Annotated in this window: 17 protein-coding genes and 1 pseudogene; 10 read left to right on the top strand and 8 right to left on the bottom strand. The window is 73.0% G+C overall.

Annotated features, from left to right (window positions below; all coding sequences use genetic code 11):
- Positions 1-3: 3 nt before the first annotated feature.
- From LE548_RS04595 to LE548_RS04570, 6 genes and pseudogenes are all read right to left on the bottom strand, one after another.
- Entirely contained in the window at positions 4-2,343 is a 2,340-nt protein-coding gene (locus LE548_RS04595; RefSeq protein WP_225095307.1) for a tetratricopeptide repeat protein, read from the bottom strand.
- Positions 2,340-2,759, bottom strand: coding sequence for a hypothetical protein (locus LE548_RS04590; RefSeq protein WP_225095306.1), 420 nt, complete (start codon positions 2,757-2,759; stop codon positions 2,340-2,342). Before LE548_RS04590 ends, LE548_RS04595 begins: the two co-directional genes overlap by 4 nt.
- Before the next feature lie 183 nt (positions 2,760-2,942).
- Entirely contained in the window at positions 2,943-5,330 is a 2,388-nt protein-coding gene (locus LE548_RS04585) for a protein kinase (RefSeq protein ID WP_225095305.1), read from the bottom strand.
- A 152-nt stretch (positions 5,331-5,482) separates the two neighbouring features.
- Positions 5,483-6,523, bottom strand: coding sequence for a LacI family DNA-binding transcriptional regulator (locus LE548_RS04580; RefSeq protein ID WP_225095304.1), 1,041 nt, complete (start codon positions 6,521-6,523; stop codon positions 5,483-5,485).
- A gap of 318 nt (positions 6,524-6,841) precedes the next feature.
- The gene (locus LE548_RS04575; RefSeq protein ID WP_308029885.1) at positions 6,842-7,426 is read right to left on the bottom strand and encodes a TerD family protein; all 585 of its coding nucleotides are present in this window, start codon (positions 7,424-7,426) and stop codon (positions 6,842-6,844) included.
- Positions 7,427-7,471: 45 nt separating this feature from the next.
- A pseudogene (locus LE548_RS04570) lies at positions 7,472-8,046 on the bottom strand (helix-turn-helix domain-containing protein).
- A 156-nt stretch (positions 8,047-8,202) separates the two neighbouring features.
- Between LE548_RS04570 and LE548_RS04565 the strand changes: the two are divergent.
- Complete coding sequence (locus tag LE548_RS04565) at positions 8,203-9,219, top strand: zinc-dependent alcohol dehydrogenase family protein (protein ID WP_225095302.1); 1,017 nt, start codon at positions 8,203-8,205, stop codon at positions 9,217-9,219.
- Positions 9,220-9,714: 495 nt separating this feature from the next.
- Here LE548_RS04565 and ggt read toward each other — a convergent pair whose 3' ends face one another.
- Positions 9,715-11,565, bottom strand: a complete 1,851-nt coding sequence (gene ggt, locus LE548_RS04560) for a gamma-glutamyltransferase (protein WP_225095301.1) — start codon at positions 11,563-11,565, stop codon at positions 9,715-9,717.
- Between the two features lie 687 nt (positions 11,566-12,252).
- On the opposite strand from ggt, the gene LE548_RS04555 reads away from it, so the two are divergent.
- The 3 genes from LE548_RS04555 to LE548_RS04545 are packed head-to-tail and all read left to right on the top strand — an operon-like array spanning position 12,253 to position 14,563.
- Positions 12,253-13,197 carry a heavy metal-binding domain-containing protein gene (locus LE548_RS04555; protein ID WP_225095300.1) on the top strand — a complete coding sequence of 315 codons (945 nt, stop codon included), beginning with the start codon at positions 12,253-12,255 and terminating at the stop codon, positions 13,195-13,197.
- Between the two features lie 13 nt (positions 13,198-13,210).
- Positions 13,211-14,074: a heavy metal-binding domain-containing protein gene (locus tag LE548_RS04550; RefSeq protein WP_225095299.1), complete on the top strand. Its 864-nt coding sequence runs from the start codon at positions 13,211-13,213 to the stop codon at positions 14,072-14,074.
- A gap of 51 nt (positions 14,075-14,125) precedes the next feature.
- Positions 14,126-14,563 (top strand): hypothetical protein, encoded by a 438-nt coding sequence (locus LE548_RS04545; RefSeq protein WP_225095298.1) that lies wholly within the window; start codon positions 14,126-14,128, stop codon positions 14,561-14,563.
- 40 nt (positions 14,564-14,603) lie between these two features.
- Here LE548_RS04545 and LE548_RS04540 read toward each other — a convergent pair whose 3' ends face one another.
- Positions 14,604-15,683 (bottom strand): LacI family DNA-binding transcriptional regulator, encoded by a 1,080-nt coding sequence (locus LE548_RS04540; protein WP_225095297.1) that lies wholly within the window; start codon positions 15,681-15,683, stop codon positions 14,604-14,606.
- A 252-nt stretch (positions 15,684-15,935) separates the two neighbouring features.
- Here LE548_RS04540 and LE548_RS04535 point away from each other — a divergent pair, with 252 nt between their 5' ends.
- From LE548_RS04535 to LE548_RS04505, 6 genes are all read left to right on the top strand, one after another.
- The gene (locus LE548_RS04535) at positions 15,936-18,617 is read left to right on the top strand and encodes an ATP-binding cassette domain-containing protein (RefSeq protein ID WP_225095296.1); all 2,682 of its coding nucleotides are present in this window, start codon (positions 15,936-15,938) and stop codon (positions 18,615-18,617) included.
- Between the two features lie 54 nt (positions 18,618-18,671).
- Entirely contained in the window at positions 18,672-19,691 is a 1,020-nt protein-coding gene (locus LE548_RS04530) for a substrate-binding domain-containing protein (RefSeq protein WP_225095295.1), read from the top strand.
- A gap of 397 nt (positions 19,692-20,088) precedes the next feature.
- Positions 20,089-22,176 (top strand): elongation factor G, encoded by a 2,088-nt coding sequence (gene fusA, locus LE548_RS04525; RefSeq protein ID WP_225095294.1) that lies wholly within the window; start codon positions 20,089-20,091, stop codon positions 22,174-22,176.
- 246 nt (positions 22,177-22,422) lie between these two features.
- The gene (locus LE548_RS04520; RefSeq protein WP_225095293.1) at positions 22,423-23,544 is read left to right on the top strand and encodes an ADP-ribosylglycohydrolase family protein; all 1,122 of its coding nucleotides are present in this window, start codon (positions 22,423-22,425) and stop codon (positions 23,542-23,544) included.
- 512 nt (positions 23,545-24,056) lie between these two features.
- Positions 24,057-24,632: a hypothetical protein gene (locus tag LE548_RS04510; protein WP_225095292.1), complete on the top strand. Its 576-nt coding sequence runs from the start codon at positions 24,057-24,059 to the stop codon at positions 24,630-24,632.
- Between the two features lie 39 nt (positions 24,633-24,671).
- The gene (locus LE548_RS04505) at positions 24,672-25,382 is read left to right on the top strand and encodes a YcnI family protein (RefSeq protein WP_225095291.1); all 711 of its coding nucleotides are present in this window, start codon (positions 24,672-24,674) and stop codon (positions 25,380-25,382) included.
- Positions 25,383-25,387: the final 5 nt, after the last annotated feature.

Raw genomic sequence — 25,387 nt, 5'->3', positions numbered from 1 at the left:
CGGTCACGACTCGTCGTCCTCCTGTTCGACTTCTCTGCGGCACGCCAGCGTATCCGGGTGATCGGCGCCCAGAACGCGGACGCAGACGTCCAGCGTGCGCGCGGCCGACTCCCGTGCCGCTGCGGAGCGTCCGGTGCCCCGCAGGATCCGGGCCAGCACGATCTCGACGGAGAGCGTGTGGGGGTGTTCCGGGCCGAGGATCCGTTGCCGTACGGCACGCACCGTCTGCGCGGCTTCCAGGGCCTCGTCCCACTGGCCGAGGTGGGACAGGACGTCCGCCAGGCGCTGACGTGCGGCGAGCGTCCGCGGGTGCTCCACGCCCAGTACCCGCGCGCTGCCCTCCAGCGTGACGCGGGTGTGGACCGCGGCCTCCTCCCATGCGCCGACGCCGGCGAGCACCCAGGCGAGGGCGATGCGGCTCAGCAGGGTGTGCGGGTGGTCGTCGCCGAGGGCCCGCTCGCTCACCGCGAGGTTCTCGGCGGCCAGCCGGCGGGCCTCGTCCCAGCGTCGCTGCTGCCCGATCGCCTCGGCCAGCCGGCCCCGGCTGTCGATGGTGTCCGGATGCGTGGCACCCAGGACACGGACCCGCCCTTCGGCGGCCCGGCGCATGTACCGCTCGTCCTCCGCCCAGCGCCCGAGTCCGTACAGCGCGATGCCGAGGGCGTGGGCACTGTCGAGCGTGTCCGGGTGCGCGTGGCCGAGCAGTCCCTCGCGGGCCTCCAGCGTGGCCCGGTGGACCGCGATCGCCTCGTCGAACTGCCCGAGGGCGGCCAGCGCCCGGCCGCGCTCGTGCCGGTCGGCCAGTGCCTCCGCGCAGTCCTCGCCGGCGGTGACGCGGGCGGCCTCGTCGGCGAGCGTGCGCGTCGTGGCGTAGTCGCCGCGCACGTACGACTGGTCGCGCAGCGCGCGGACGACGGCGAGCGCCGATGCGGTCGCGGCTTCGGCGTGGTGTGCGGCGGCGTGCCTGAGCAGGGCCGAGGCGTGGGGCGTGAACAGGCGCAGGGTGTGCGGGTCCACGTACCGGTCCGAGTCCGTGGACAGCAGCCGGCGCAGCAGGCCGGCGGCGGATTCCAGCAGCGGCGCCCGCTGGTCGACCGGGATGCGGGACGCGACCGTCTCCAGCAGGAGGGGGTGCGCCTGCACGCTGCGTACGGCGGCACGGCCGGCCCCGGCGGACGCGTCGATGAGCGAGACCAGGGAGTGTGCCGTCAGCTGTTCGAGGGCGAGGTTGGCGCGCTCCCCGGTGAGCGGTGGAAGCGCGTGCGGCAGCGCGGTGGCGTCGAGCCCGGCCGGTGCGAGCACCCCGACGGGCAGCGGCGCCGCGGCGAAGCACGACAGCAGCCTGAGCAGCGTCGTCGCCTCGGGGATGCCCTGCTCGGTCAGGGTGTCCAGGGAGATCTGCCACGTACCGGTGATCAGCCGGCGCAGTTCCTGCTCCCCGGGTGCCGCTCCGCGGTCGAGCAGCGACGGGTCGGCGTCGAGGCGCCCCAGGTATTCGTCCACGGAAACCGGCTCCAGCAGTTGTCGGCCGAGGTAGGCGCCGGCGAGCGACAGCGCGAGCGGGTGGCAGCCGAGCCGGCGTGCCAGCAGCTTGAGCTTGGCGGTGTCCTCCGCGCTGACCGCGAGGTCCCGCAGCACGTCGACGGCGTAGGAGAGGTCGAGAACGTCCAGTGGATGCCTGACGGCCCGGCGCCACTCGACGGCGTCCCGGAGCCGACTGGTGATCAGCACGATGCCGCGGCTGCTGGACCGCAGCCACGCGCCGTGCCGGAACACGGAGGGATCGTCCGCGTTGTCCAGGACGAGCAACCAGGGCTCGGGCGACCGCTCCAGACAGTGCCAGACGAGATCCGCGTCCGGACGGCGGCCCTCCCGCGCGGCGTCGACCTCCGCCTGCGCGGCCCCGCGATCGTGGGCCACGGCCAGCATCCCGGAACGGAACGACGAGCGGTCGGCGGCGTTGACCCACAGCCCGACGACCCCCTGGCCGGCCACGGCCTCGTCGAACACGGTCTGGGCCAGTGCCGTCTTGCCGCTGCCCGGCATGCCGTGCACGACGTGCAGGCCGTTCGGCGCCGCCGCCGGGTCACCGATGGCCTTCAGGAGCGCTTCTCGCACATCGAGACGGTCACGCAGGGGCGAACTCAGGGGAGCGACCAGGGGAGTGCGGACCGATTCGGGGCTCGTCCACCCCAACCCGGTTCCCGGAGCGGGGGGTTCGGACTGCTGGACGGTGTATTCCAGGATGATCTGGTCGCCTGCGGCCTGGTACACCCGACCGTGCCCGTCGGTGACGGCCCGCAGGACATGACCGGCCTGCGGGGCGCCCGGATGTTCCGTCATCGCTCGACGATGTGCTGGTCCCGCCCGGCCTGGTAGACCCGCGCGTGCCCGGATGCGTGCGCGTGCAACTGCACGGTGGGAAGGGGCGGTCGCCGGTCCTCGGGCAGAGAGGCGCGTGCCTGGGCCAGCACGTCCTCAAGCTCCTGGGCGACGGACGGATCCGCGGCCAGCAGGCGCCTCAGCCTGCGGCGCCAGTCCCGCTCCAGATCCTCGGCGCCCGCTGCGTCACCCTCGCGCCGCGCCACGAGGATCTCCTCACGGGTCTCCTCCAGTGCCGTGCCGATCTCGTCGGCCTGCACCGGGCGTACCCGGCGCCACAGCGCCACCACACCTTCGCGTGTCCGCTGCCATGCGTCGGTCGCCATCAGCGCGACGACGGTGGTTCCCGCGGTCTGCGCCAGCATCTCCGGATCCATGACCGATTCCCCCGCACCTGTGGACACCTGACCGCGATGATAGGCGGAGGGGCCGGCCGGCAGAAGAGATGATCTGTGGCATCGGCTCCCGGACAGCACGTGTGTGGCCGAAACTGACGCACGGGCAGCCGTGTTCACCCCGGCTGCCGAACCGGGAACGAGAGGCCCGGCCGCGCTTGAGCGTCACCGGGGCCGGGTGCGGGCGAGCGTCTCGTCATGGCGTGTGGCGGGTACGGTGGCGTGCTCCGCGACGAGAGCCCGCGCCTGCTCCGGCAGTGGCGGCGGACCGATCCTGCCGTCACCGGCTCCGGGAACCAGCGCCTCGGCCACGTCACCGGCCGTCGGCCGCTGGCCCGGATCCGGCTGGAGGCACCACCGGACCACCTCCGCGAAGTCTGCGGGCAGCCCGGCGAGATCGGGTGTGCCGGCCCGGATGCCGGCGACCACGGACGGCGTGTCCCGGCCCCAGGGGCTGCGGCCCAGGGCCAGGCGGGCGAGGACGGTGCCCAGGGAGAACACATCGCTGGCGGGTGTGAAGGTGCGCTCCTCGCGCAGTTGCTCGGGGGAGGCGTACGCGTAGGTGCCGGCGAAGCCGCGCCGTGGCTCGGTGAGCCGTTCGATCTGGGCGATTCCGAAGTCGATGACGCGCGGGCCGTCCTCGGTCAGCAACACGTTGGCCGGCTTGAGATCGAGATGCACGATGCCCTCGGCGTGGATGGCGCTCAGGGCGACGGCGATGCCCGCCCCCAGGGTGCGCACCAGGTCGGTTTCCAGCCGGCCGCACCGCTCCACGAGTTCCTGCAAGGACGGGGCGGCCACGTACGGCACCGCCATCCACGGGGCCGGACCGTCGGTGTCCGCAGCGATCACCGGCACGGTGAACCGCCCGTCGACCCGCTGCGCCGCCCGCACCTCGTCGGCGAAGCCCCGCTTGATCGCGGGAACCGCCGCGAGATGCGCGTGCAGCGTCTTGACCGCGACCATCAGCCCGTCGGGATCCTGGCACAGGTAGACCCGCCCGAAGCCGCCCTCGCCGACACACTCCAGCACCTCGTACGTGCCGAAGACCGGTGGCCGGTCCGCCCCGTCCGCCCCGGCGGGGCGCCGCGCCCGCTCCATCTCCCGCCAGGTCCCGATGGCCGCGGCCTGCTCGTGAAACGCGACCCGGCCGCCGTCCGCCGCCCCCGCCGACACCCGCCTCCCCGCGCCCGGTGAACCCGTCCCCGCCGGCTCGTCCTCCACCACGACGACCCGCGCCGTCGTCGGTTCGCCGTCCCGGAAGACGTATGCCCCGAGCCGTACGTTCTCGTCGCTCAGGCGGGACACATAGAGGCCCGGCAGCCCCAACTGCTCGCACACGCGGGCCTCTTCGGGTGTCGGGCGCAGGTCGTCGCGGGCGAAGCAGAGGGCCGTCGCCTCATAGCCGCGCCCCGTCAGGTCCCGCAGCACGGCCGCCCAGTGCTCCGGCGTCCATGCGGCCCATGTCCCTTCGCCCGCACCGGGGTTCACGACGGCGAGCCAGGTCGCGTGGGAGGTGCCGGCCTCGCGGGCCAGCACGGCGCAGGCCGTCTCCGGCGCGGTCTGCAGCGCCTCACCCAACACCGCCGCGGCCCGCTGCGCGATACGCAGCACCGTGCGCCCGGCCATCCGGGCGAGCTCGTCACGCTGCCCGGACAGGATGTCGTACTCCGGCGAACCGGGCCCCTCGCCCCGCAGCTCCATGCACGCGAGCACCTTCCCGAAACAGTCGACAGCCGTCTCGTGGTCCTCCGCCCGCACCGTCGCCTTCGCCTGCGCGACAAGCGCGGAGAGGACCTGGGAGCTGTCCGCCCCGTAGAGCTGCTCGGACCGTTCGGCCATCTGCCCGTACATCCGGCCCGCGCGCGGGAAGTCTCCCGCGGCTTCGACCGCGGCGGCCGTCGCGAGGAGGTCCTGCAGCCCGTCGTGGCCGCCCTCGTTGCCGAACGGCAGTGCGCCGGCGACCTCGGCGTAGCGCTGACGGGCGATGCCGACGAGCTGGTGGCCGGGGCCGAGCTCCTGCTGGGCGGTCTGCAGCATCTGGGAGAACGCGCGCAGCGCGGCCGCGTTGTCGCCGCTCTTCTGCTGCCAGTAGCCCACCTCGCACAGCAGGGTGAGCGCCGTCTCGGTGCGGTTCTCCCGCTCGGCGGACCGCCGCATGGCTTCGTAGCGGCGTACGGCCTCCTCGGGCCGGCCCGACCGGCCGTGCCAGTGGGCCAGTTGATGCCGGGCCAGTTCGGTGTCCGGATGGCCCGGTCCCTGGATCCGCTCACGGTCGGCCATGAGCCGTGCGAACAGCCGCACCGCGGCTTCCGGTTGTCCGGACTCGCCGGTCCAGTGGGCCAGTTGGTGCCGCAGTGCCAGGGTATCGGTGTCCTGCGGTCCCAGGACGCGTTCCGCCTCCGCGACCAGTTCCGCGTAGCGTCCGGCGGCCTCCGCCGCGCCGAACTGACGGGCGATCAGCTCAGCCGTCATGCTGTCCGCCCGCAGCGCCGCGACGAGCTCCTCGCGGTCATCCGATGCCGCCTCGCGCCGCCTGCCGAACCACTTCACCGAGCCACCCCCCCCATAGCCGTAGCCGGACGCGCGCCGAGTGGTCAGTATGCCCTACCCAAACGTTTGCGCCAATCGTTTGGGCAACACCGCCTCCTGGGCTCCACCGGAACAGAACTGACCGGTGACCGGGGCGGTTTACGGCGTCCCGCTCACCGCAGACCCGGCCCGATCGGCGCACCCGTGGACGCCCGCACCACGAGATCGGGCCTGAGCACCTCCGAGCGGACGGGCTCGCCCGCGATACGGCGGAGCAGCAGCCGTACGGCGCGTCTGCCCTGCTCGGCCATGGGGGAGTGGACGCTGGTGAGCGGGACGGGCAGTTCGGCGGCGAGGGGGGTGTCGTTGAACCCGGCCAGCGCGAGGTCTTCCCCCAGCCGCAGACCCAGGTCGCGGGCGGCGCCGATAGTGCCGATCGCGGCGAGGTCGTTGACGGCGAAGATCGCGGTCGGCCGGTCGGAGCCGCTCAGCAACTCGGCGGCGGCCCGGTGCCCGCCGGCCGTGTCGAAGCGGCAGTGGCGTACCCGGTGGGCGGGCAGGGGCAGGCCGGCCTCGCGGTAGCGGTCGGTGAAGCCGGTCGTGCGGTCGGTGCCGGTGCTGGCGAAGGGTTCACCGGCGACGACGGCCACCCGGCGGTGGCCCAGGGCCAGGAAGTGCTCGGCCACGAGCCGTCCGCCCAGGTGGTCGTCGCACGTCACCGCCGGGTGGCCGGTGTCGGTGCGGCGGTTGACGAGCACGAAGGGCGTGCCGTCAAGGGCCGGGCCGGCCAGCGCGGCGCCGTCCAGGTGCGCGTCGCCGATGATGAGGCCGTCCACCCTGCGGCCCAGGACCATGCCGATCCGCTCGCGCTGGGTGGCGGGGTCGTCGTGGGTGTTGGTGACGAAGGTGGAGAGCCCTCGCCGGGTGGCCTCCTCCTCCACACCCTCGTAGATGGTGGCCACCACGATCTCCGACAGCCGGGGGAAGAGCACCCCGACCAGGTTGCTGCGGCGGGTGCGCAGGCTGGTGGCGTGCGGGTTGGGGCGGTAGCCGAGTTCGTCGGCCAGCTCGCGGATGCGGCGCGCCGTCTCGCCGGACGCCGCGCGGCCCTGCTCCCCGGACGGGCCGTTGAGGACCCGGGAGACCGTCGAGACGTGCAGCCCGAGCCGTTCCGCGATCCCGCGCAGTGTCACCGGCCCGCCATCGCCTGCCATACCGTCTCCCGCCTCGCCGTTCCCGAACCGCCCCCATTCTCCCCAACGGCACACCTCGGCGGACCCGGCGGACAGCCGCAGCCGAGGACGGCCGCCGTCCCCGTGCGGCCGCCGCCGTCCCGGTGCGGCCGCCGCCGGCCCGGACCGGGGCGAGCCGGTGGTGCGCGGCGGCGACCCGGGCGAGCAGGATCTTCGCGGCGGCGCGGTCGCCGGCGTCCGTGCCGGTGACCATCACCGCGGGGTCGCGCGCGGCCGGGAGCTTCCTCCGGAAGAGCCGGCGGGCAGTCCGCCGGGCGGGAAGAAGCCCCGGGGAAACGGTCAGTGCTGCGGGCTGCCCATCTCCGCGCAGAAGAGCACCGGGTCACTGTCGAAGCCCCGGATCATCTCGCGCATCTCCCACGCTCCGGAGGGGGCCCGGGTGAACTCGGCGACCGTCGTGGCCGTGGCGTCGGCGACCTGGGCGAAGTCGTCCGCCAGCAACTGCTCGTACCCCTGGACGACGACCACCCCGGCGTTGGACATGTCCCCGAACGTCCGGGGCCCACCCTCCTGGTGGATGGCCACGCCGGCCACCACACGCCCGTACACGGGCGCCAGCCGGTCGAATTCCAGGACCATCACCTCGACGAACCCGAAGCCCATGCCGGTCTCGCTGTGCCGGGTCATGGTGATGGTGCCGTCCGGTGACCGGCTCTCGTGGTGCACGACATACACCGGCCGCCCGTAGGGATCGTCCGCCGAGTAGGTCGCGGCGATGATGTCGAGGTGCCGGGGCGTCTCCCCGAGCGGGCTCGGGTCCCACTTGAGTCTGACCTCCACCTTGCCCAGCGCCTTGCCTCCAGCACTCACCTTGCAAGCTCCCCCGTCAGAACCGTGGCGAGACGTCCCCGCACGATCAAGTATGCGTTTCTGACGGCTCTTTGACGCCTCCCTGCGCCGGCTGAACTCTCAAGCGACGGACGCGGAGGCCGAGAGGTCCTGGTCGGCCGCCCAGGAAGCGAGGATGCGCAGCCGCTCGTGCGTGGGGGAACCGGGGGCGGCGGTCCAGACGGTCAGGTGCTGGTCCGGGTCGGTGCCGGCGGTGAGGGTGTCCCAGTCCAGGACGAGTTCGCCGACGACCGGGTGATGGAGCGTCTTGGTGCCCACCGTGCGGGCGGCGACCCGGTGTTCGCCCCACCACCGGGCGAACTGCTTGTCAGCTGCACCTTCTGCCTGCCGCGGTGCCCGGCGCGGTTCGCGGTCTTGCCGGCGAGCTGGAAGAGGTACGCCCGCTGGTCGTCATCCGGATGGAGTACGCGGGCGAGGGTGTCCAGCACCGGAGCCGATGCCTGCATACGGCCCTGCTCCAGGCGTGTGTAGTAGTCGGTGCTGATCGAGGCGAGCTGGGCGACCTCCTCGCGGCGCAGCCCGGCCACCCGGCGCGGTGCCGTCGTCTCCGGCAGGCCGACCGTGCGCGGGCTCAGCTCCGCGCGCCGCCTTTTGAGAAATTCTCCCAGCTCATCGAGGGGGACGTTGCTGGTCATGCTTCCCGGCATCGCACCGGTCTCACCGAGGCAAGGAGGGAGAAAACGCTCCCAGGATGCGGCCCTCCCCGGATGCGTTTCTCCGCTTTTCGCCTCGGCCGCCCCGTGTGACGCTCGACCTGAAGGAGATCCCCTCCCACTGAAGGAAGCACCACCATGCGCGGCGCAGTAATCCACGCCCCCGGCGACGTGCGCTTCGAGGAGCGCGACGACCCCCGGATCATCCGCCCGACCGACGCGATCATCCGCACGGTCGCCACCTGCGTGTGCGGCTCGGACCTGTGGGCGTACCGCGGCCTGGAACCCGTCGACGAACCTCACCCCATGGGCCACGAGTACGTCGGCATCGTGGAGGAGGTCGGCGGCGAGGTCACCTCGGTCAAGCCGGGCCAGTTCGTCGTCGGCTCCTTCGCCACGTCGGACAACACCTGCCCGAACTGCCTGAACGGCTGGCAGTCCTCCTGTCTGCACCGGGAGTTCATGAGCACCTGCCAGGCCGACCACGTCCGCATCCCGAACGCCCAGGGCACCCTGGTCGCCACGGACGACCACCCGGACGGCGCGTTCGTGCCCGGCCTGCTCGCCGTCTCCGACGTCATGGGCACCGGCTGGTACGCGGCCCTCGCCGCCGAGGTCAGGCCCGGCTCCACCGCCGTGGTCGTCGGTGACGGAGCGGTCGGCCTGTGCGGTGTGATCGCCGCCAAGGAGTTGGGCGCGGAGCGGATCATCGCGATGAGCCGCCACGAGCCCCGGCAGAAGCTGGCCCGGGAGTTCGGGGCGACGGACATCGTCACCGAGCGCGGGGAGGAAGGCGTCGCCCGCGTGAAGGAGCTGACGAAGGGCATCGGCGCCGACTCCGTCCTGGAGTGCGTCGGCACCTCCGAGGCGATGCGGCAGGCCCTGCACTCGGCCCGTCCCGGCGGCAACGTCGGCTTCGTCGGCGTCCCGCACGATGTCGCGATCGACGGCCAGGAGCTGTTCTTCTCCCACGTCGGCCTGCGCGGCGGCCCCGCCCCCGTGCGCCGCTACCTGCCCGACCTGATCGACCGGGTCCTGTCGGGCCGGATCGACCCGGGCAAGGTCTTCGACCTCACCCTGCCGCTGGAGCAGGTCGCCGAGGGCTACCGGGCGATGGACGAGCGCCGCGCCATCAAGGCCCTGCTGAAGCCCTGACCGGAGCAGCCGCCCGTCACCGGGGCCGCCGTCCACGGCCCGGCCCCGGACAGCCGACGTCCACGGCCCGGCCCCGGGCAGCCGACGTCCATGGCCCGGCTCCGGGCAGCCGCCGTCTGCCGTGCCCACGCCCACGCCCGCGGTGCTGCCGCTCGGCGGGAGGGCCCGCCCGCACACCGCTCGTCGCCCGGTACCCCGTGTCGCAGCGGACGAGGACGAGGCCCGCCCCCACCGAGCACGCGCCCGCCCCCGTTCCCCCCGAGGAGAGACCACACGTCTGCCTTCCACGACCGGGACCCGTCCCGGCAGGCTCCCCTTCGTCGTCTGGGTGCTCGCCGCCGGTGGCGCGGCCCCTTCTGGACCCTGGCCGCGCTCTCCGCGCTCGCCGCCGCGCTCACCGGCCGCTTCGTCCCGGCCCGTGAACGGCGCGCCGACGTGCGGCGGGAGCGTCGGCCCTCCTGGACCGGCCGGCGCTCCCGTCTTCGGCATCCGGCTTCAGTAGGTCTGATGGACGACCATCGCCGAGCCGCCGCCGCGCCGTACGGGCTCGGCCACCGCGGTGACCGTCCCGCGGGGGCCGAACTCCAGCGCGGCGACCGCGCCGATCTCGGGTGACGGGGTGAAGGCCGGCGGGGCCAGCACGAAGTGCTCACCGAGGGCTTCGAGCGCGGGGCGTTCGGGTGAGTCGAGGAAGGCCGGTTCGGCTTCGGTCGTGGTGCGGTTGCGCTGCGAGATGCGTGGTGCGGCGACCGCTTCGGGCAGGGTCATGCCGAGGTCGAGGCGGTTGACCAGGGTCTGCAGGACGGTGGTGATGATGGTGGCACCGCCCGGGGAGCCCACGGCGATCAGGGGCCTGCCGTCGCGCAGCACGATCGTCGGCGACATGCTGCTGCGCGGCCGCTTGCCCGGACCCGGCAGGTTCGGGTCGGGCACGCCGGCCTGCAGGGGCGTGAAGTCGAAGTCCGTGAGCTCGTTGTTGAGCAGGAACCCGCGGCCGGGAACGGTGATGGCCGAGCCTCCGGTCTGCTCGATGGTCAGCGTGTAGGAGACGACGTTGCCCCAGCGGTCGCAGGCCACCAGGTGGGTGGTCGACGGACCCTCGTACGGCTCCTGGCTGCCGGTGCCCGGGGCGGTGCACCCCGCTGGGGCCAGCGGGTCGCCCGGGGCGACGGGGCTGGTCAGCGACGTGGTGGGCGAGATCAGACAGGCGCGGTCCTTGGCGAACTCCTTGGCCAGCAGCTCCCTGGTCGGTACGTCGGAGAACGCCGGGTCGCCCACCCAGCGGTTGCGGTCGGCGAACGCGATCCGGCTGGCCTCCAGATAGTCGTGCAGCGCCTGCGCCGTGTCGGAGGGCGACAGGTGGAAGTTCTCCAGGATGTTCAGCGCCTCGCCGACCGTGGTGCCGCCGGAGGAGGACGGTGCCATGGAGTACACGTCCAGACCGTGGTACGTCGTGCGGGTCGGCGCCCGCAGGATTGCCCGGTAGCCGGCGAGGTCTGCACGTTCCATGAGCCCTGGACGCACGGTGCGCGTGGAGCCCTGGGCCACCGGCGGGTTCTGTACGGTGCGCACCAGGTCGTACCCGATGTCGCCGTGGTACAGGGCGTCCACGCCGTCGTGGGCGAGTTCCCGGTAGGTGCGGGCCAGGTCGGGGTTGCGGAAGCGGGTTCCGACGACGGGCAGTTGACCGCCCGGCAGGAACAGCTGAGCGGTCGGGGTGAAGTCGCGGAAGCGTGCTTCGTTCATCTCGGTCTGGGCGCGGAACTGGTCGTTGACCACGAACCCGTCGTCCGCGATCCGCGTCGCCGGTCGCAGGGCCTGGGCCAGCGAGAGGGTGCCCCAGGTGTCCAGGGCCCGCTGCCAGGTCGCCGGGGTGCCGGGAACGCCCACGGAAAGGCCGGAGTTGACGGCTTCGTCGAACGGGATCGCCTTGCCGGTGGAGGGGTCGGTGAAGGAGTCGGACCGCATGCGCGCCGGTCCGGTCTCCCGGCCGTCGATGGTGTGGACGGTCCTGGTACGGGCGTCGTAGTAGACGAAGTAGCCGCCGCCTCCGACGCCTGCCGAGTAGGGCTCGACGACACCGAGTGCGGCGGCGGTGGCGACAGCGGCGTCGACGGCGTTGCCGCCATGGCGCAGCACGTCGATGCCGGCCTGTGTGGCATACGGGTTGACGCTGGAGACGGCGCCTCCGCTACCGACGGCGACGGCCTGTTTGGCGGGCGGCCGAAGCCCGGGCGACGTCTCCTGCCGAGCGGTGGAGGACGAAGCGGCGGCGGTGCGGGGGAGCAGGGGGAGAGTGAGGAACGCAGTTGATGCGGCGGTCAGCAGGGTACGGCGGGCGGTCACGGAACCTCCGATTCGCCCCTCGGGGGGCGCCGACGGGGAGGTGGGGGGTGCGCGAAACCCTGGCAAACGGATGGGGGACCGGCAACCATGTGGATCGAGGTTTGCGGAAGATCTGAGGTTTCCCGCGGTGGGGGAGAGGAGCTGACGCAGGATGACGGGTCGGATCCGGCCCATGACGATCTTGATCCCGTCCGGCGTACCCCCGTTTCTCGTCGACATGCGCTGCTCGGCATTTCGGAGGCGGGGCGCGGGGCGGGTTCTCCGGCGGGTCGGTCAACCATGCCGGACCGGAGGAGACGGCGATTGATGGTGTGATGGGAGGCGCCAGGGGAAAGGGCTGCCCTGCGGCAGGAGCCCGATCCGGGCCTCGCCGCCGGCCAGGCCACCTTCGAGGCGCCGACCGGGCCCCTGTCGCAGGCCTTCGGCGAGCTCGCCGCCGCCTGCGAACTCCTCGCCACGGCCGAGCCGCACAGCATCCATCACGGCCCGCTCGACCGGTCGGCACCGGCGCTGCGGTCCCTGACCAGGCACTGGAGAACGATCGAGCTCGACGCCCAGTGCCCCGGCGTGATGTGCCCGGCACACGGTCCGGAGCGGATCGCAGGCCCGGCTCCGCGTCCCGGGCGGGTGGGCATACACTCAAGCCGCTGTGCCCTCGGTCAGGGCACGAAGCGGGAGTTGGTGTCCATGAGCGGGGAATGGACGGGGGCCGGCCTGCCCCCGGCGGCGGCCGCGCGGATCGCGGAGCTGCGTGGCAGCGGGACCTGGTCCTCGGCGCTGTCGACCGGTGAGTTCGCCGGCTTGCGCGCCGTGGGGTTCGAGCCGGTCGGCCAGGTCATGGGCTCGGCCGTCTACCACGTGGGCCGCAGCGGACGGTACTGGGGCTATCACGACTGCCTCTACCAGAGCGGGTGGTACGCCGGCGGGGGCGGCTACGCGCGCGTCGCCCTCTCCGGAGGCGGCGCCCCGTCCGCCGGGCTCGTCGAGGTGCTCGACCGGGCACGCCGCTCGGCCCTGGACCGGATGACCGCGGAGTGCTCGGCCCTCGGCGGCGACGGCGTCGTCGCGGCACAGCTGACGGTGGCCCCCTTCCCGGCACAGCCCAACTGCCTGGAGTTCAAGGTGATCGGGACCGCGGTGCGCGCGGCCGGAACGGTACGGCCGCCGCGGCCGTTCACCTGCCACCTCGACGGCCAGGGGTTCGCCAAGCTCGTGACCGCCGGATGGGTTCCCGTCGAGCTGCTCTACGGCATGTCCGTCGGCGTACGCCACGACGACTACACCACCCGCGCCCAGACGCGCTCGTGGAACAACACCGAGGTCAGCGGCTGGAGCGAGCTCGTCCAGGCGGTGCGCTCCGACGCCCGTGCGCATCTGCGGGCGCAGAGCGGGCGGTGGGGCGGCGACGGCGTGATCCTCTCCGCGGGCGGCCTGCGCGTCTGGGGCGAACCCTGTCTGCGCCGCGGCGGCAACAGCGAGCAGGAGGACCATGTGGCCGAGGCGACGCTGGTGGGCACCACCGTCGCCCGCTTCACGGCCCGCGAGGTGCCGCCCCGCACCCTCACCGTGATGCCGCTCGACCCGGAACGACGCCGGCGGGCCATGCGCCGTACCGCCACCGACCTGCGATGAGGGGAACTCGTTCATGACCGTCTTCAACCCCGCCGACGGCAGTGCTCCTGACGGCGTGTCGGCCCAGGGCGTGCCGGCCGACGCGATGCGGCGCCTGGCCGAACTGCAGCCGGGCAAGCCGGGTTCGATCTTCACCAGCGACCTGTCGGTCAACGAGTTCCTGCTGGTGCGCGAGGCGGGATTCCGGCCCATCGGCCTCGTCCTCGGCAGCTCGATCTACCACGTGGGCATCCAGCTGGGCCGCTGGGGCAAGAACCAGGAGCTGACGACGCTCAGCCAGGCCATGTACCACGCCCGTGAGCTGGCGATGACCCGGATGGAGGCAGAGGCGGCCCAGCTGGGCGCGGACGGCATCGTCGGTGTGCGGCTTAGCGTCGAGGCCCGTGAATTCGGCAGCGACATCGCGGAGTTCATCGCCGTCGGGACGGCCGTCAAGGCCGAGCAGCCGGCGCCGGGCGCGGGCGGCGGCAGCTGGCGCAACATCAAGGGCCAGCCGTTCACCTCGGACCTCAGCGGCCAGGACTTCTGGACGCTCATCCGGGCCGGCTACGCCCCGCTGGGCATGGTGATGGGCACCTGCGTCTACCACATCGCGCACCAGAAGATGGGGCAGATGTTCTCCAACATCGGCAAGAACGTGGAGATCGAGCAGTTCACCCAGGCGCTGTACGACGCGCGGGAGCTGGCGATGGCACGGATGCAGCACGAGGCGGAGGAGCTGCGGGCCGAGGGCGTCGTCGGCGTGCAGCTCAACGCGCACAACCATCGCTGGGGCGGCCACACGACCGAGTTCTTCGCGATCGGCACGGCCGTACGGCCGCTGCGCGAGGACCATGTCATCGAGCGCCCGACGATGGTGCTCAGCCTGGACGGCTGAGCCCCCCGCCCAGCACACCCGGATCGACCGCACCCCACGAGAGGCCCCGCGATGACCTCGGCACCCGACCCCGTCCCGTTCGAGCCCGGCGGGGAACCGGACTCCCTCGACCTGCTGACAGCCGCGCTGCGCAGGGACGCCGCCGACCTGGACGTCTACGCCCGGGTGCTCTCCGGGACGCTCGCCGAGGCGCTGCCCCCGGGTTCCGTCGCCGTGGAGCGCAAACGGGGCATGGCCGACCGGCTCGCGGGGCGCGAGGGCCGTGTCCGGCGGGTCGAGGTCCTCCTCGGCGAGCAGCGTCTCGTGCTCGACCTGGCCGGCGGGCATCCCCAGGGCGAGGTGTGCAAGGAGGTCCGCGGCGTGGTGCTCTCCCGGCGTCCGGTGGAGCTCGACGCGTGGGTGCGGGAGCTCGCGACCGCCGTCGCGGCCCGCGCACGGTCTGACGCGCGGGCCCGGGTGGCACTGGAGCGGCTGGTGCTCGGCGAGTAAGGGCGCGGCTTCCCCGGCCGCGGTCCGAGACCCTTGTTCATCAGGGGTCTTCTGAAGCGGTCTGCTGCTTTCCGGACGTACGGCGCGCCACGCCGGAGTGCGGCCCCGCGGTGGTCCTCCCGATCTGCAGGGAACTGCGCAGCACCACGGTACGCAAGGGCTGTTCCGTCCCCGCGATCCGGTCCAGCAGCAGGCCCGCCGCGGTCCGTCCCAGGTCGTACGAGGGTACCTGGACCGTGGTCAGGCCGGACTGCACCAGCGGCGCCCAGGGCACCTCGCCGAACGACAGGACACCGATCTCCGGTGGTTCCAGGCCCGCTTCGCGCACCGCCTGCAGCACCCCGACGGCCATCAGGTTGTTGGCCGCGAAGACCGCGTCCGGCCGCTGCGGCAGCGCGAGCAGATCGGCCATGGCCCCGTGCCCGCCCTCGACCTTGAAGTCGGCGTGCCGGATGTAGTCGCGCAGCAGGTCCGCTTCCCCGGCCGGGGCGCCGGGGCCGTCGTCCAGGAACTCCTGGAGCGCCCTGCGATAGCCGGCCAGCCGTTCCTCGGCGGTGGAGGTGCCCTGCGGGCCGGTGATGCAGGCGACCCGCCGGTAGCCGCGGGCCAGCAGGTGTGCCGTCGCCGCCGCGCCCCCTTCCTCGTTGTCCACCAGCACGGCGTCCACCGATGCCCCGCGGGGGCGGCGGTCCACGGCGACCACCGGTATGCCGCGGCTCCGCAGGGCGGACACGTCGGTGCGGCTGCGGGACGCGGCGGCCACGATGACGCCCGCCATCCGTTCAGCGATCGCGATGTCCAGATAACGCCGTTCCTTGTCGAGGTTCCCGTCGGTGTTGCACAGCACCACCGAGAAGCTGGTCCGCTGGGCGGCGTCCTCGACGCCGCGGGCCAGCGCCGTGAAGAACGGGTTCCCGATGTCCGGGATGATCAGTCCGACGAGGCTGCTGCGCCGCATCCGCAGCGAACGGGCGACCCGGTTGGGGGCGAAGCCCAGCTCGGCGGCCGCGCGACGGACCCGTTCGGCGCGCTCGGCCGTGACGCGGCCGCCGTTCAGGACCCGGGAGACCGTGGCGGGGGAGACCCCGGCCGCATGGGCCACGTCGTTGATCGTCGTCATGGGTCCTCCGACCTCTCGCCCGACCCGTACAGGACTCTTGACACCCTCGGACGGAAAACCCTACGTTCCCTCTGAAAAGGATTTCAAGGATCTTCGGGCCTCTCCGCCGCTGCGATGCAGCATTTCCTGAACCACTATGCCCTTGTCGTGGCGGTGGGACGCGCGATCTACTGAAATCGATTTCCCACATTGAACGTCACCTGTGCACCATGGGAGGTCCGCAATGGCGCGGATGAACGCGGACGGCGCGGCATGAGCGGCGCGCCGCCCGCCCTGCTGCGAATGCGGGGCATCAGCAAGGAGTTCCCGGGCGTCCGGGCGCTCAGCGACGTCGAACTGACCGTCCACCCCGGCGAGGTGGTGGCACTGCTCGGCGAGAACGGCGCCGGCAAGTCGACGCTGATGAACATCCTCGCCGGGGTGCACGCCGACTACGAGGGCACCATCGAGATCGACGGCGAGCCGGTGCGGATCCACTCGCCGAAGCATGCCCAGCAGCACGGCATCGCGATGATCCACCAGGAGCTCAACCTGGTGCCCGAACTGTCCGTGTCCGACAACGTCTTCCTCGGCCGCGAACTGCGCACCGCACGCGGCACGCTGGACCGCGCGGCGATGCACACCCGCACCGCCGGGCTGCTGGCCGACCTCGGCCTCGACCTGCCCCCGCAGCGGCTGGTCCGCGACTGCCGCATCGCCGAGCAGCAACTCGTCGAGGTGGCCAAGGCACTGAACGGCACCCTGCGGATCCTGGTGCTCGACGAGCCGACGTCCGCGCTCGCCGAGGCCGAGGTGGAGCGGCTGTTCTCCGTCATCCGTCGGCTGGCGGCCCGCGGCGTCGGGCTGATCTACATCTCCCACCGGCTGGAGGAGCTGGAAGAGATCGCCGACTCCGCGACCGTGCTGCGCGACGGCACCTTCGCGGGCCGCCGCCCGATCGCCGGCACCGACCGCGCCGAGCTGGTGCGGCTGATGGTGGGACGGCCCCTGGGGGAGCTGTTCCCCAGGGCGCCGCAGCAGCGGTCCGACGGCCCGGTACGGCTGCGCGTGCGGGGCCTGACCACGGCTCCCGCGCCGGCCGGCACCCGTACGCCGCTGCACTCGGTGGACCTTCAGGTGCGGGCCGGGGAGATCCTCGGCGTCGCCGGGCTGATGGGTGCCGGGCGCAGCGAGGTGCTGGAGGCGCTCTTCGGCGCCGGCGACCGCGTGCGCGGCGAGATCACGCTGAACGACCGCCCGTACAGCCCGCACACCCCCCGCACGGCGATCCGCCGGGGTGTCGCGCTGGTCGCCGAGGACCGCAAGGCGCAGAGCCTGGTGCTCGGCAACACCGTACGGTTCAACACCACCCTGGCCGCCCTCGACCGCTACCTCAGGCCGTGGCGCACCGTGAACGCCCGCCGGGAGAAGGCCGCCGCGGCCGGCAAGGTCGCCGAGCTGCGCACCAAGACGCACAGCCTGGACGCCGTCGTCGGCACCCTCTCCGGCGGCAACCAGCAGAAGGTGGTGCTGGCCAAGTGCCTGCTCACCGAGCCCTCGGTGCTGCTGCTCGACGAGCCCACGCGGGGCATCGACGTCGGCGCCAAGGCGGAGATCCACGCCCTGATGGACGCCCTCGCGGCCCAGGGCACCGCGATCATCGCCGTCTCCTCCGAGCTTCCGGAGCTGATCGGCATGTGCGACCGGATCATCGTGCTCTGCGAGGGGCGGCTGACCGGCGAGTTCCACCGCGACCCGGCCCATGGGCCGGGTCGCGACCCAGGAAGCCATCCTCACCGCGGCGATGGCACGGCAGAACGTTGTGGCCGGACCACCGGCGGACGAGAACGAGGCAGAGAAATGAGCAAGACACTCCCACCGGCCGGGGACACCGCCACCGGGACCGGCCCGCACCTCCGGACGCTGCGCGGGCGCCTGTCCCGGGCCCTGCCGTCACTCGGCTCGCTGCAGAGCTACATCGGCCTGCTGCTGGTGGTCGCCGTCGGCATCGTCACCAAGGGCCAGATCTTCTGGAACCAGGACAACCTCACCAACGCGGTCACCGCCTTCGCCTCGCGCGGCATCCTCGCCGTCGGCGTCACCCTGGTCATCCTCACCGCGGGCATCGACCTGTCCGTGGGATCGGTGCTCGGCATCGGTTCCATGACGGCGGCGATGCTGCTGGTCCACCACGGCCTGTCGCCGTGGGCGATCGTCCCGCTGTGCGCGCTGGTGGGCGCGTTCTTCGGCTTCCTCAACGGCATCGGCACCACCTGGCTGCGCATCCAGTCCTTCGTGATGACCCTGGCCATGCTCTCGGTGGTGCGCGGCATCGACCGGCAGATGAGCGACAACGTGGCCGTCGGCGTGCAGTTGGTGGACCCCCACGGCCACCTCACGCCCAAGGCCGCCGCGTTCGCCGCGCTGGGCACCCCGGGGCACACCCTGGTCGCGGGCATCGGCTACCCGGTGATCGCGTTCGTCGCGGTCTGCGCCGCGGCGCAACTGCTGCTCTCCCGGACCCGGTTCGGACGCCATGTGTACGCCGTGGGCGGCAACCCCACCGCCGCCCGGCTCTCCGGCGTCAACGTCAACCTGGTGATCATCGTCGTCTTCACGCTCTGCGGCCTGCTGGCCGGCTTCGCCGGTCCCATCGACGCCGCCTACAGCGCCTCCGCCGACCCGCTGGCCGGCACCTCCTACGAGCTGGACGCCATCGCCGCGGCCGTCATCGGCGGCACCAGCCTGGCCGGCGGCAAGGGCACCGTCACCGGCACCGCCGTCGGCGCGCTGATCCTCACCCTGCTCGACAACATCCTCGGGCTCAACGCGATCAGCGACAACATGCAGATGATCATCAAGGGCCTCATCGTCGTCGTGGCCGTCGTGCTGCAGCGCCCGGGCTTCCTGAAGCCCCTCACCGAACCGCTGCGCCGCCTGCGCGCCCGCGCCTGACCGCCGTCCCCTCCCCGCACCACCCCTCACCCTCACCCACGCAAGGAGTCCGCTGTGTCCGCTGTGCCTGCCCTGTCACCGAGCCGTCGCACCTTTGTGGCCCTCGCCGGCGCGGTCGCCACCGTCGCCGCTCTCACCTCCTGCGCCGCCCACGCGCCGAAGACCGCAGCCGCCGGCGGCTCGGGCAGCGGCAAGAAGACGTTCGTGGTCGGCTACTCCCAGTCCAACAACGCCGAGCCGTACCGCGCCCAGCTCAACGCGCAGCTCCAGCACTTCGTCAAGAAGTACCCCGACCTCAAGCTGCTGCCCATCACCGACGCGCACCAGGACAGCGCCACGCAGGTGAGCCAGGTGCAGAACTTCGTCCAGCAGAAGGTCGACGTCCTGATCGTCTCGCCCAACGAGCCGGCCCCGCTGACCGCCGCGGTGCAGCAGGCCTGCACCGCGCACATCCCGGTCATCATCCTCGACCGGACCGTGAACACCGACTGCTACACGTCCTTCATCGGCGGCGACAACTACAAGATCGGCAAGCTCGCCGGTGAGGCGGCGGTGCAGGCCCTGCCGCACGGCGGCAACGTGGCCGAACTGCAGGGGACCCTGTCCGACCAGCCGCAGATCGACCGCGACAAGGGCTTCAGAGACGCCATCGCCGGACACCACATCACCGTCGTGTACCACCAGGAGGCGAAGTGGCTGAAGGCCAACGCCACCGCGATCATGCAGCGTTGGCTCGACCAGAACCAGAAGATCGACCTCGTCTACGGCGAGAACGACGACATGGCCCTCGGCGCCGTGCTCGCGGCCCGCGGCGCCGGCAAGGCCGACGGTATCAAGTTCGTCGGCATCGACGGCCTTGCCATCCCGACCGGGGGCATCCGCGCCGTACAGCTCGGCCAGATGTACACCACCTTCATCTACCCGACCGGGGCCCAGCAGGCGGCGGACACCGCCGAGGCCATCGTGCACGGACAGACCGTCAGCAAGCACCAGACACTGGACACCACCAGGATCACCAAGGACAACGCGGCGGCCGTCTACAACCAGTACGACATGTCGGCCAAGCTCGGCTGAGCCGGCCCGCCCCCGGACACCGTCAGAACCCATGGCCCCGGCCACGGTTCTGACGGCGTACCCGAAAATCACGTGCCCCGGCCGCGTTCCTCTCGTACCGTCATCGCGTACCGAGCACCGCCACGACCGTACGGCGGTGCCTGTCGTCCGACATCGAGGGGAGCCCGGCCATGCGTGCGCGCAGTGCTGTTCTCGCTCCCCGTTCCCGGTACGAGGTGATCCTCGTGTCTCCGTCCGGCCGGTGCCCGCTGCGCGGCCGGCACCGGACACCCGTCACGCCCCGCTGACCTGTTCCTGAGTCCTGCACGCGGCGGCTCGCACGGGTGAATCGCGCTGCCCTTTTCTCTTCGGTCGATTTTCTCTTCGGTCGATCCGATCCCCAGAAAGGCCCTGGGCCGTGCGCACGAACACCACCAGCCTCGCCGCCGTCCGCAACCTCGGCATCCTCGCCCACGTCGACGCGGGCAAGACCACCGTCACCGAGCGGATCCTGTACGCGACGGGCACCACCCACAAGCGGGGCGAGGTGCACGACGGCACCACCGTCACCGACTTCGACCCGCAGGAACGCGACCGCGGCATCACCATCTTCGCCGCCGCCGTCAGCTGCGCCTGGGACGGTCACCGCATCAACCTCATCGACACCCCCGGCCACGTCGACTTCGCCGACGAGGTCGAGCGCTCGCTGCGCGTCCTGGACGGCGCGATCGCCGTGTTCGACGCCGTCGCCGGGGTCGAGCCGCAGAGCGAGTCGGTGTGGCGGCAGGCCGACCGGTACGGTGTCCCGCGCATCGCGTTCGTCAACAAGCTGGACCGCGCGGGCGCCGACCTCGACCGGGCCGTCGCCTCGATCCGGGACCGGCTGCACCCGGCGCCGTTGGTCGTGCAGCTGCCGATCGGCGCCGAGGACACCTTCACCGGCGTCGTCGACCTGGTGCGGATGCGTGCGCTGACCTGGCACGACGCTTCGGGTACGGCCGTGGAGGGGCCCGTGCCCGAGCCGCTCGGCGCGCAGGCGGCACACCGGCGGCGACTGCTGGAGGAGACCGTGGCAGGGCTGCATCCGGGCGCGCTGGAGGAGTTCTGCCGGCGTGACTCGCTCACGCCCGCCACGCTCGCCGCCGCCCTGCGCGACCTCACCCGCACCGGGGACGGCGTGGTCGTCCTCGCCGGATCCGCCTACCGCAACCGGGGGATCGAGCCGTTGCTGGACGCGGTCGTCGCCTACCTGCCCTCCCCGCTCGACGTCCCCGCCGTACGCGGCGCACACGACGGCGGTGAGCAGGAGCGGGCCGCCGACCCCCAAGGCCCGTTCGCAGGGCTGGTGTTCAAGGTGCACGCGAGCGGCACCGGACGGCTCGCCCACGTCCGTGTCTACTCGGGCACGCTGGAGAAAGGAGACGTCGTGCGCGAGCAGGGCAGCGGCCGTACCGAGCGGGTGGCGCGCATCCTGCGGGTCATGGCGGACCGGCACGTCCAGCTCGACCGGGCCGTGGCCGGGGACATCGTGGCGCTCGCGGGTGTGAAGTCGGCGCGGGCCGGCTCGACGCTGTGCGACCCCGGCGCCCCGCTGCTCCTCGAACCGCCCGTGGCCGCCGAGCCCGTGGTGTCCGTCGCCGTCGAGGCCCGGCGCGCCACGGACACCGGACGGCTGGCGACGGCGCTGGCCCGGCTGGCCGAGGAGGACCCCTCGCTGACGGTGCGCACCGACGCCGAGACGGGGCAGACCGTGCTGTCCGGGATGGGCGAACTCCATCTGGAGGTCGCGGTGGAGAAGATCCGCCGGGACGGAGGACCGGAGGTCACCGTGGGTCGGCCGCGGGTCGCCTACCGCGAGACGGTCGTCGGGGGCGTGACCGCGTTCGTCTTCCGGCACGTCAAACAGGACGGCGGGGCGGGGCAGTTCGCCCACGTCGTACTGGACGTCGAGCCGCTCGGGTCCGAAGCCGGCGCCACCGGCTTCGAGTTCCGTTCCGCCGTGGTCGGTGGCCGCGTACCGCAGGAGTACGTGCGCGCGGTCGAGGCCGGCTGCCGGGACGCGCTCGCCGAGGGCCCGCTGGACGGGCACCCGGTGACCGGGCTGCGGGTCACGCTCACCGACGGCTCCACCCATGTGAAGGACTCCTCCGACACGGCCTTCCGCGCCGCCGGCCGGCTCGGGCTGCGCGCGGCCCTGCGCGCCTGCGTGACCGCCCTGCTGGAACCGGTCGCCGAGGTCACGGTCACCGTGCCGGAGGACGCCGTCGGCACGGTTCTCGGCGACCTGGCGGCCCGGCGCGGCCGGGTCGGCGGCTCCCGGACCCGCGGCGGCGCGGCCGTACTGACCGCGACCGTGCCGCTGGCCGAACTGTTCGGCTACGCCACGCGGTTGCGCAGCCGCACCCAGGGCCGCGGCACCTTCACGGCCCGGCCCGCCGGGTACGCCCTCGCACCGCGGCCGGCGTCGGCACCGGCACCGCAAGCGATGAGCGCGCCGGTCCGGTAGCGGACATCCGGGTCCCTCCCGAGAAGGGGCGGGCCGCGGCACGAGCCACCACCCGGCCCGTGCCGCGGCCCCGCGCCGTTCACAGAGCGGCCCCCGCACGCCCGTGCGTCGCCGTGCGCCGCGGGGCCCCGACCGGGAGCGATACGGTGTGGGCGAGGTCTGAGTCCGGTGGGGGACGCTTGTCATTGCCTCAAGACAGACCTGGTGCCGCTCGGCAAGGGGCCTGGGGGAAGAAGGAAGACCGACGTGGCTGAGGAAGAGCCAACGGACCGGCGGAGCAAGGCCCTCCGGACGGAATCCCGGGTGCGGGGGATGATGCTCGGGCTGGGCATCGGTGACACGCTGGGCGCGGCTCGGGGCAATCTGCCGCCGAGTGGCGTGCTGCGGGCGGGGGTCAGCACGCAGCTTGCCTGCTTCACGGCCGAGGGCGTCATTCGGGCGATGGTGCGGGCGAGCCACAAGGGCATCTGTCATCCGCCGGGAGTCGTCCTGCACGCGTACTGCCGGTGGGCGGCGTTGCAGGGCATCGAGGTGCAGAGGATGCGGCGCCGCTGGGGCTCCTCCATGGGTGAGGGGGAGTGGCCGGACGGCTGGCTCGCGGGCGTGCCCGTGCTGGCCGAGCGGCGTGGCAGCGCTCCGGCGACGGTGGCGGCCCTGTCCCGGATCGAGACTCCCCACGACGAGATCGCCACGGCCAGCCGGGGCTGTCATGCGCTGACCCGGTCGCTCCCGATCGCGGTCGTCGGAATCGGCTGGGCCCAGCAGGCCGGCGATTTCGCGGGACTCACCCACGGCGACTCGGCCGCGCGGTCCGCCACCGCCCAGGCCGCCGTGCTGCTCCACCACTGCCTCACCAGCACTCCGCCGGACGACGACCACACGGGCCGGTCCGACCGTGCCGTGCGGCAAGCCCTGGAAGCGGGGGCCGCCACGCTCGGCGACCTGGACGAACGGGTGACCGACGACGCACGCAGGCGGCTCCTGGCGGCGATGCAGCACGCGGCCGGCCAGCCCGCGCAGGCGGCAGTGCTGGCGCGCCTCGCACCGGATGCGACAGCGCCCTCGGCCCTGCTCGGCGGGATCTACACGGCGGCTTGGTTCCCCGGCCGTGCCCAGCTCAGGGATGCGCTGGACTTCGCGGCGGGTGCACCGGACGGCGACTCCGTCGCCTGTGTGACCGGGGCGCTGCTCGGTGCCGTGCACGGCTTCGAGGCACTGCCTCTGGACCTGGTGAGCCGTCATGAACTGGCCTGGGTGCTCGACACATTGGCCCGGGACATGCTGAGTGAGACGACCGACTCGCCGAGCGGCAGCGAGTACGTCCGGGGCTGGGACCCGCACTGGTGGGACGGCTATCCCGGTTGGTGAGGGGACGGATCGCCGCCGGCCCGTTCGGCGCGGACAGCCCGTACTCCAGCGGTCGGCGAGCGCGGCGACGAGGAGGCCGCAGCCCGACTCGGCCTCCTGCGGACGGGCCGGCGGGGTGGGTCCAGGCCCAGAGGGGTGCGAGCTGACCCGCACCTCGTCCCCCCACTGACGGCGAGCGCGGCACGCGCCCGGCTGGGCAGCGACGCGCCGCCTTGCACCTCACCGCCGCCCACGCCCTCGGCGCCGGCCCCTGCCCTCGTACCTGCTGCGCCGCGAACTCCTGCCCTGCCCGTCGTCGTGCCACCCGTCGTCCGCCACGCCCTGCTCCGCCCGCCCGGCACCGCACTCGCCCTCGCGTCCCTCGGCTTCCCAGGCCTCGGCACCCGGCCGCGGCCCTCCGAGTGGGGCCACCTCCTCGTCAAGCACCAGCCCTCAGCCGAACGCACAGCAGCCCGGCCTGAACAGGCCATCCCTGCCCCGCGTATCCCCCGACCGTGGGAGACTCGCTCACCATGAGCGCGTCCCCGGCGGTGAGAGGTCTGCGTGCCGCGGTGTTCGCCGCGGTGTGCGTGCTGCTCGCTGCCGCCGGGCACGGGCTCGCCATGGGGGACATGCCCCCGCTGTGGGCCGACGCGGCCGGGTTCCTCGGTGTGTTCGCGCTCGGCTGGGTGCTCGGCGGACGCGAGCGGTCGCTCGCCGGTATCGGCACCGCCATGCTGCTCACCCAGGCCGGACTCCATGTGGTCTTCGACGCCGCCCACCACACCCCGGCCCCCGCCATGGCCGCGATGCACATGCAGGCCACGGCCCAGCCGCACGGCACCCTGCACGCCACCGCCGCCCACCTCCTCGCCGCGCTGGCCGCCTCCTGGTGGCTGCGGCGGGGCGAGGCCGCGCTGTGGTCGCTGCTGCGCCGTACCGCCGCCCTCGTGCCAGGCCTCGCCGCCTGGTGGCGCGGCGCCCCGCTGCTCCGACCCGCCCCGCAGGCCCCGCGCGTCCCGGCCGGCCCCGCACCGCCGCGCCCGACCCCGCTGCGGCACGCGGTCACCCGGCGCGGACCCCCGCCCCCGGTCCCGTACTCGCACTGACCCTTGTCACCACGTCACCGTACGGAGACCGACTCACCCATGACCGTGACCCACCCGGCCCTGCGCCGCGCCGCGGCCGTCACCGCAGGCGCCGCCGCCATCGTCGTGCTCGCCGCCGGCGCCGCCTCCGCGCACGTCACCGTCCACCCCGAGAGCTACGCCAAGGGCGCCACCGACGGCGTCCTGACCTTCCGCGTCCCCAACGAGGAGGACAGCGCGTCCACCACCAAGGTGCAGGTCTTCCTGCCCACCGACCACCCCGTCCTCGGCGTCCTGGTCCACCCGCAGGACGGCTGGACCGCCCAGGTGACGAACACCAAGCTCAAGACGCCGGTCAAGACCGACGACGGCACCATCACCGAGGCCGCCTCCGAGATCACCTTCACCGGCGGGAAGATCGGCGCCGGACAGTACGAGGACTTCACCGTCGCCTTCGGCCAGCTCCCCGACGACACCGGCCAGTTGGTCTTCAAGACCCTCCAGACGTACTCCGACGGCAAGGTCGCCCGCTGGATCGAGGAGCCCACCGGCGGCGCCGAACCGGAGAACCCCGCCCCGGTGCTCAAGCTGACCGCCGGTGACCCCACGGCAGCACCCGCCCCCGCCAAGAGCACCGCCGCCACCACCCAGGCGGCCGGTTCCAGCGACTCCACGGCCCGCGGGCTCGGCATCGGCGGCCTGGTCGCCGGCGTCCTCGGCCTCGCGGCAGCCGCCTTCGCGCTCGTGCGGAGCCGGGGCACACGGTCGTAACCGCG

Origin of the sequence: Streptomyces sp. CoH27 (assembly GCF_020181035.1) — a bacterium.
GTDB classification, from domain to species: Bacteria; Actinomycetota; Actinomycetes; order Streptomycetales; family Streptomycetaceae; genus Streptomyces; species Streptomyces camelliae.
Note: the sequence above shows the minus strand (reverse complement) of the source record. Positions and strands in the feature narration are given on the sequence as shown.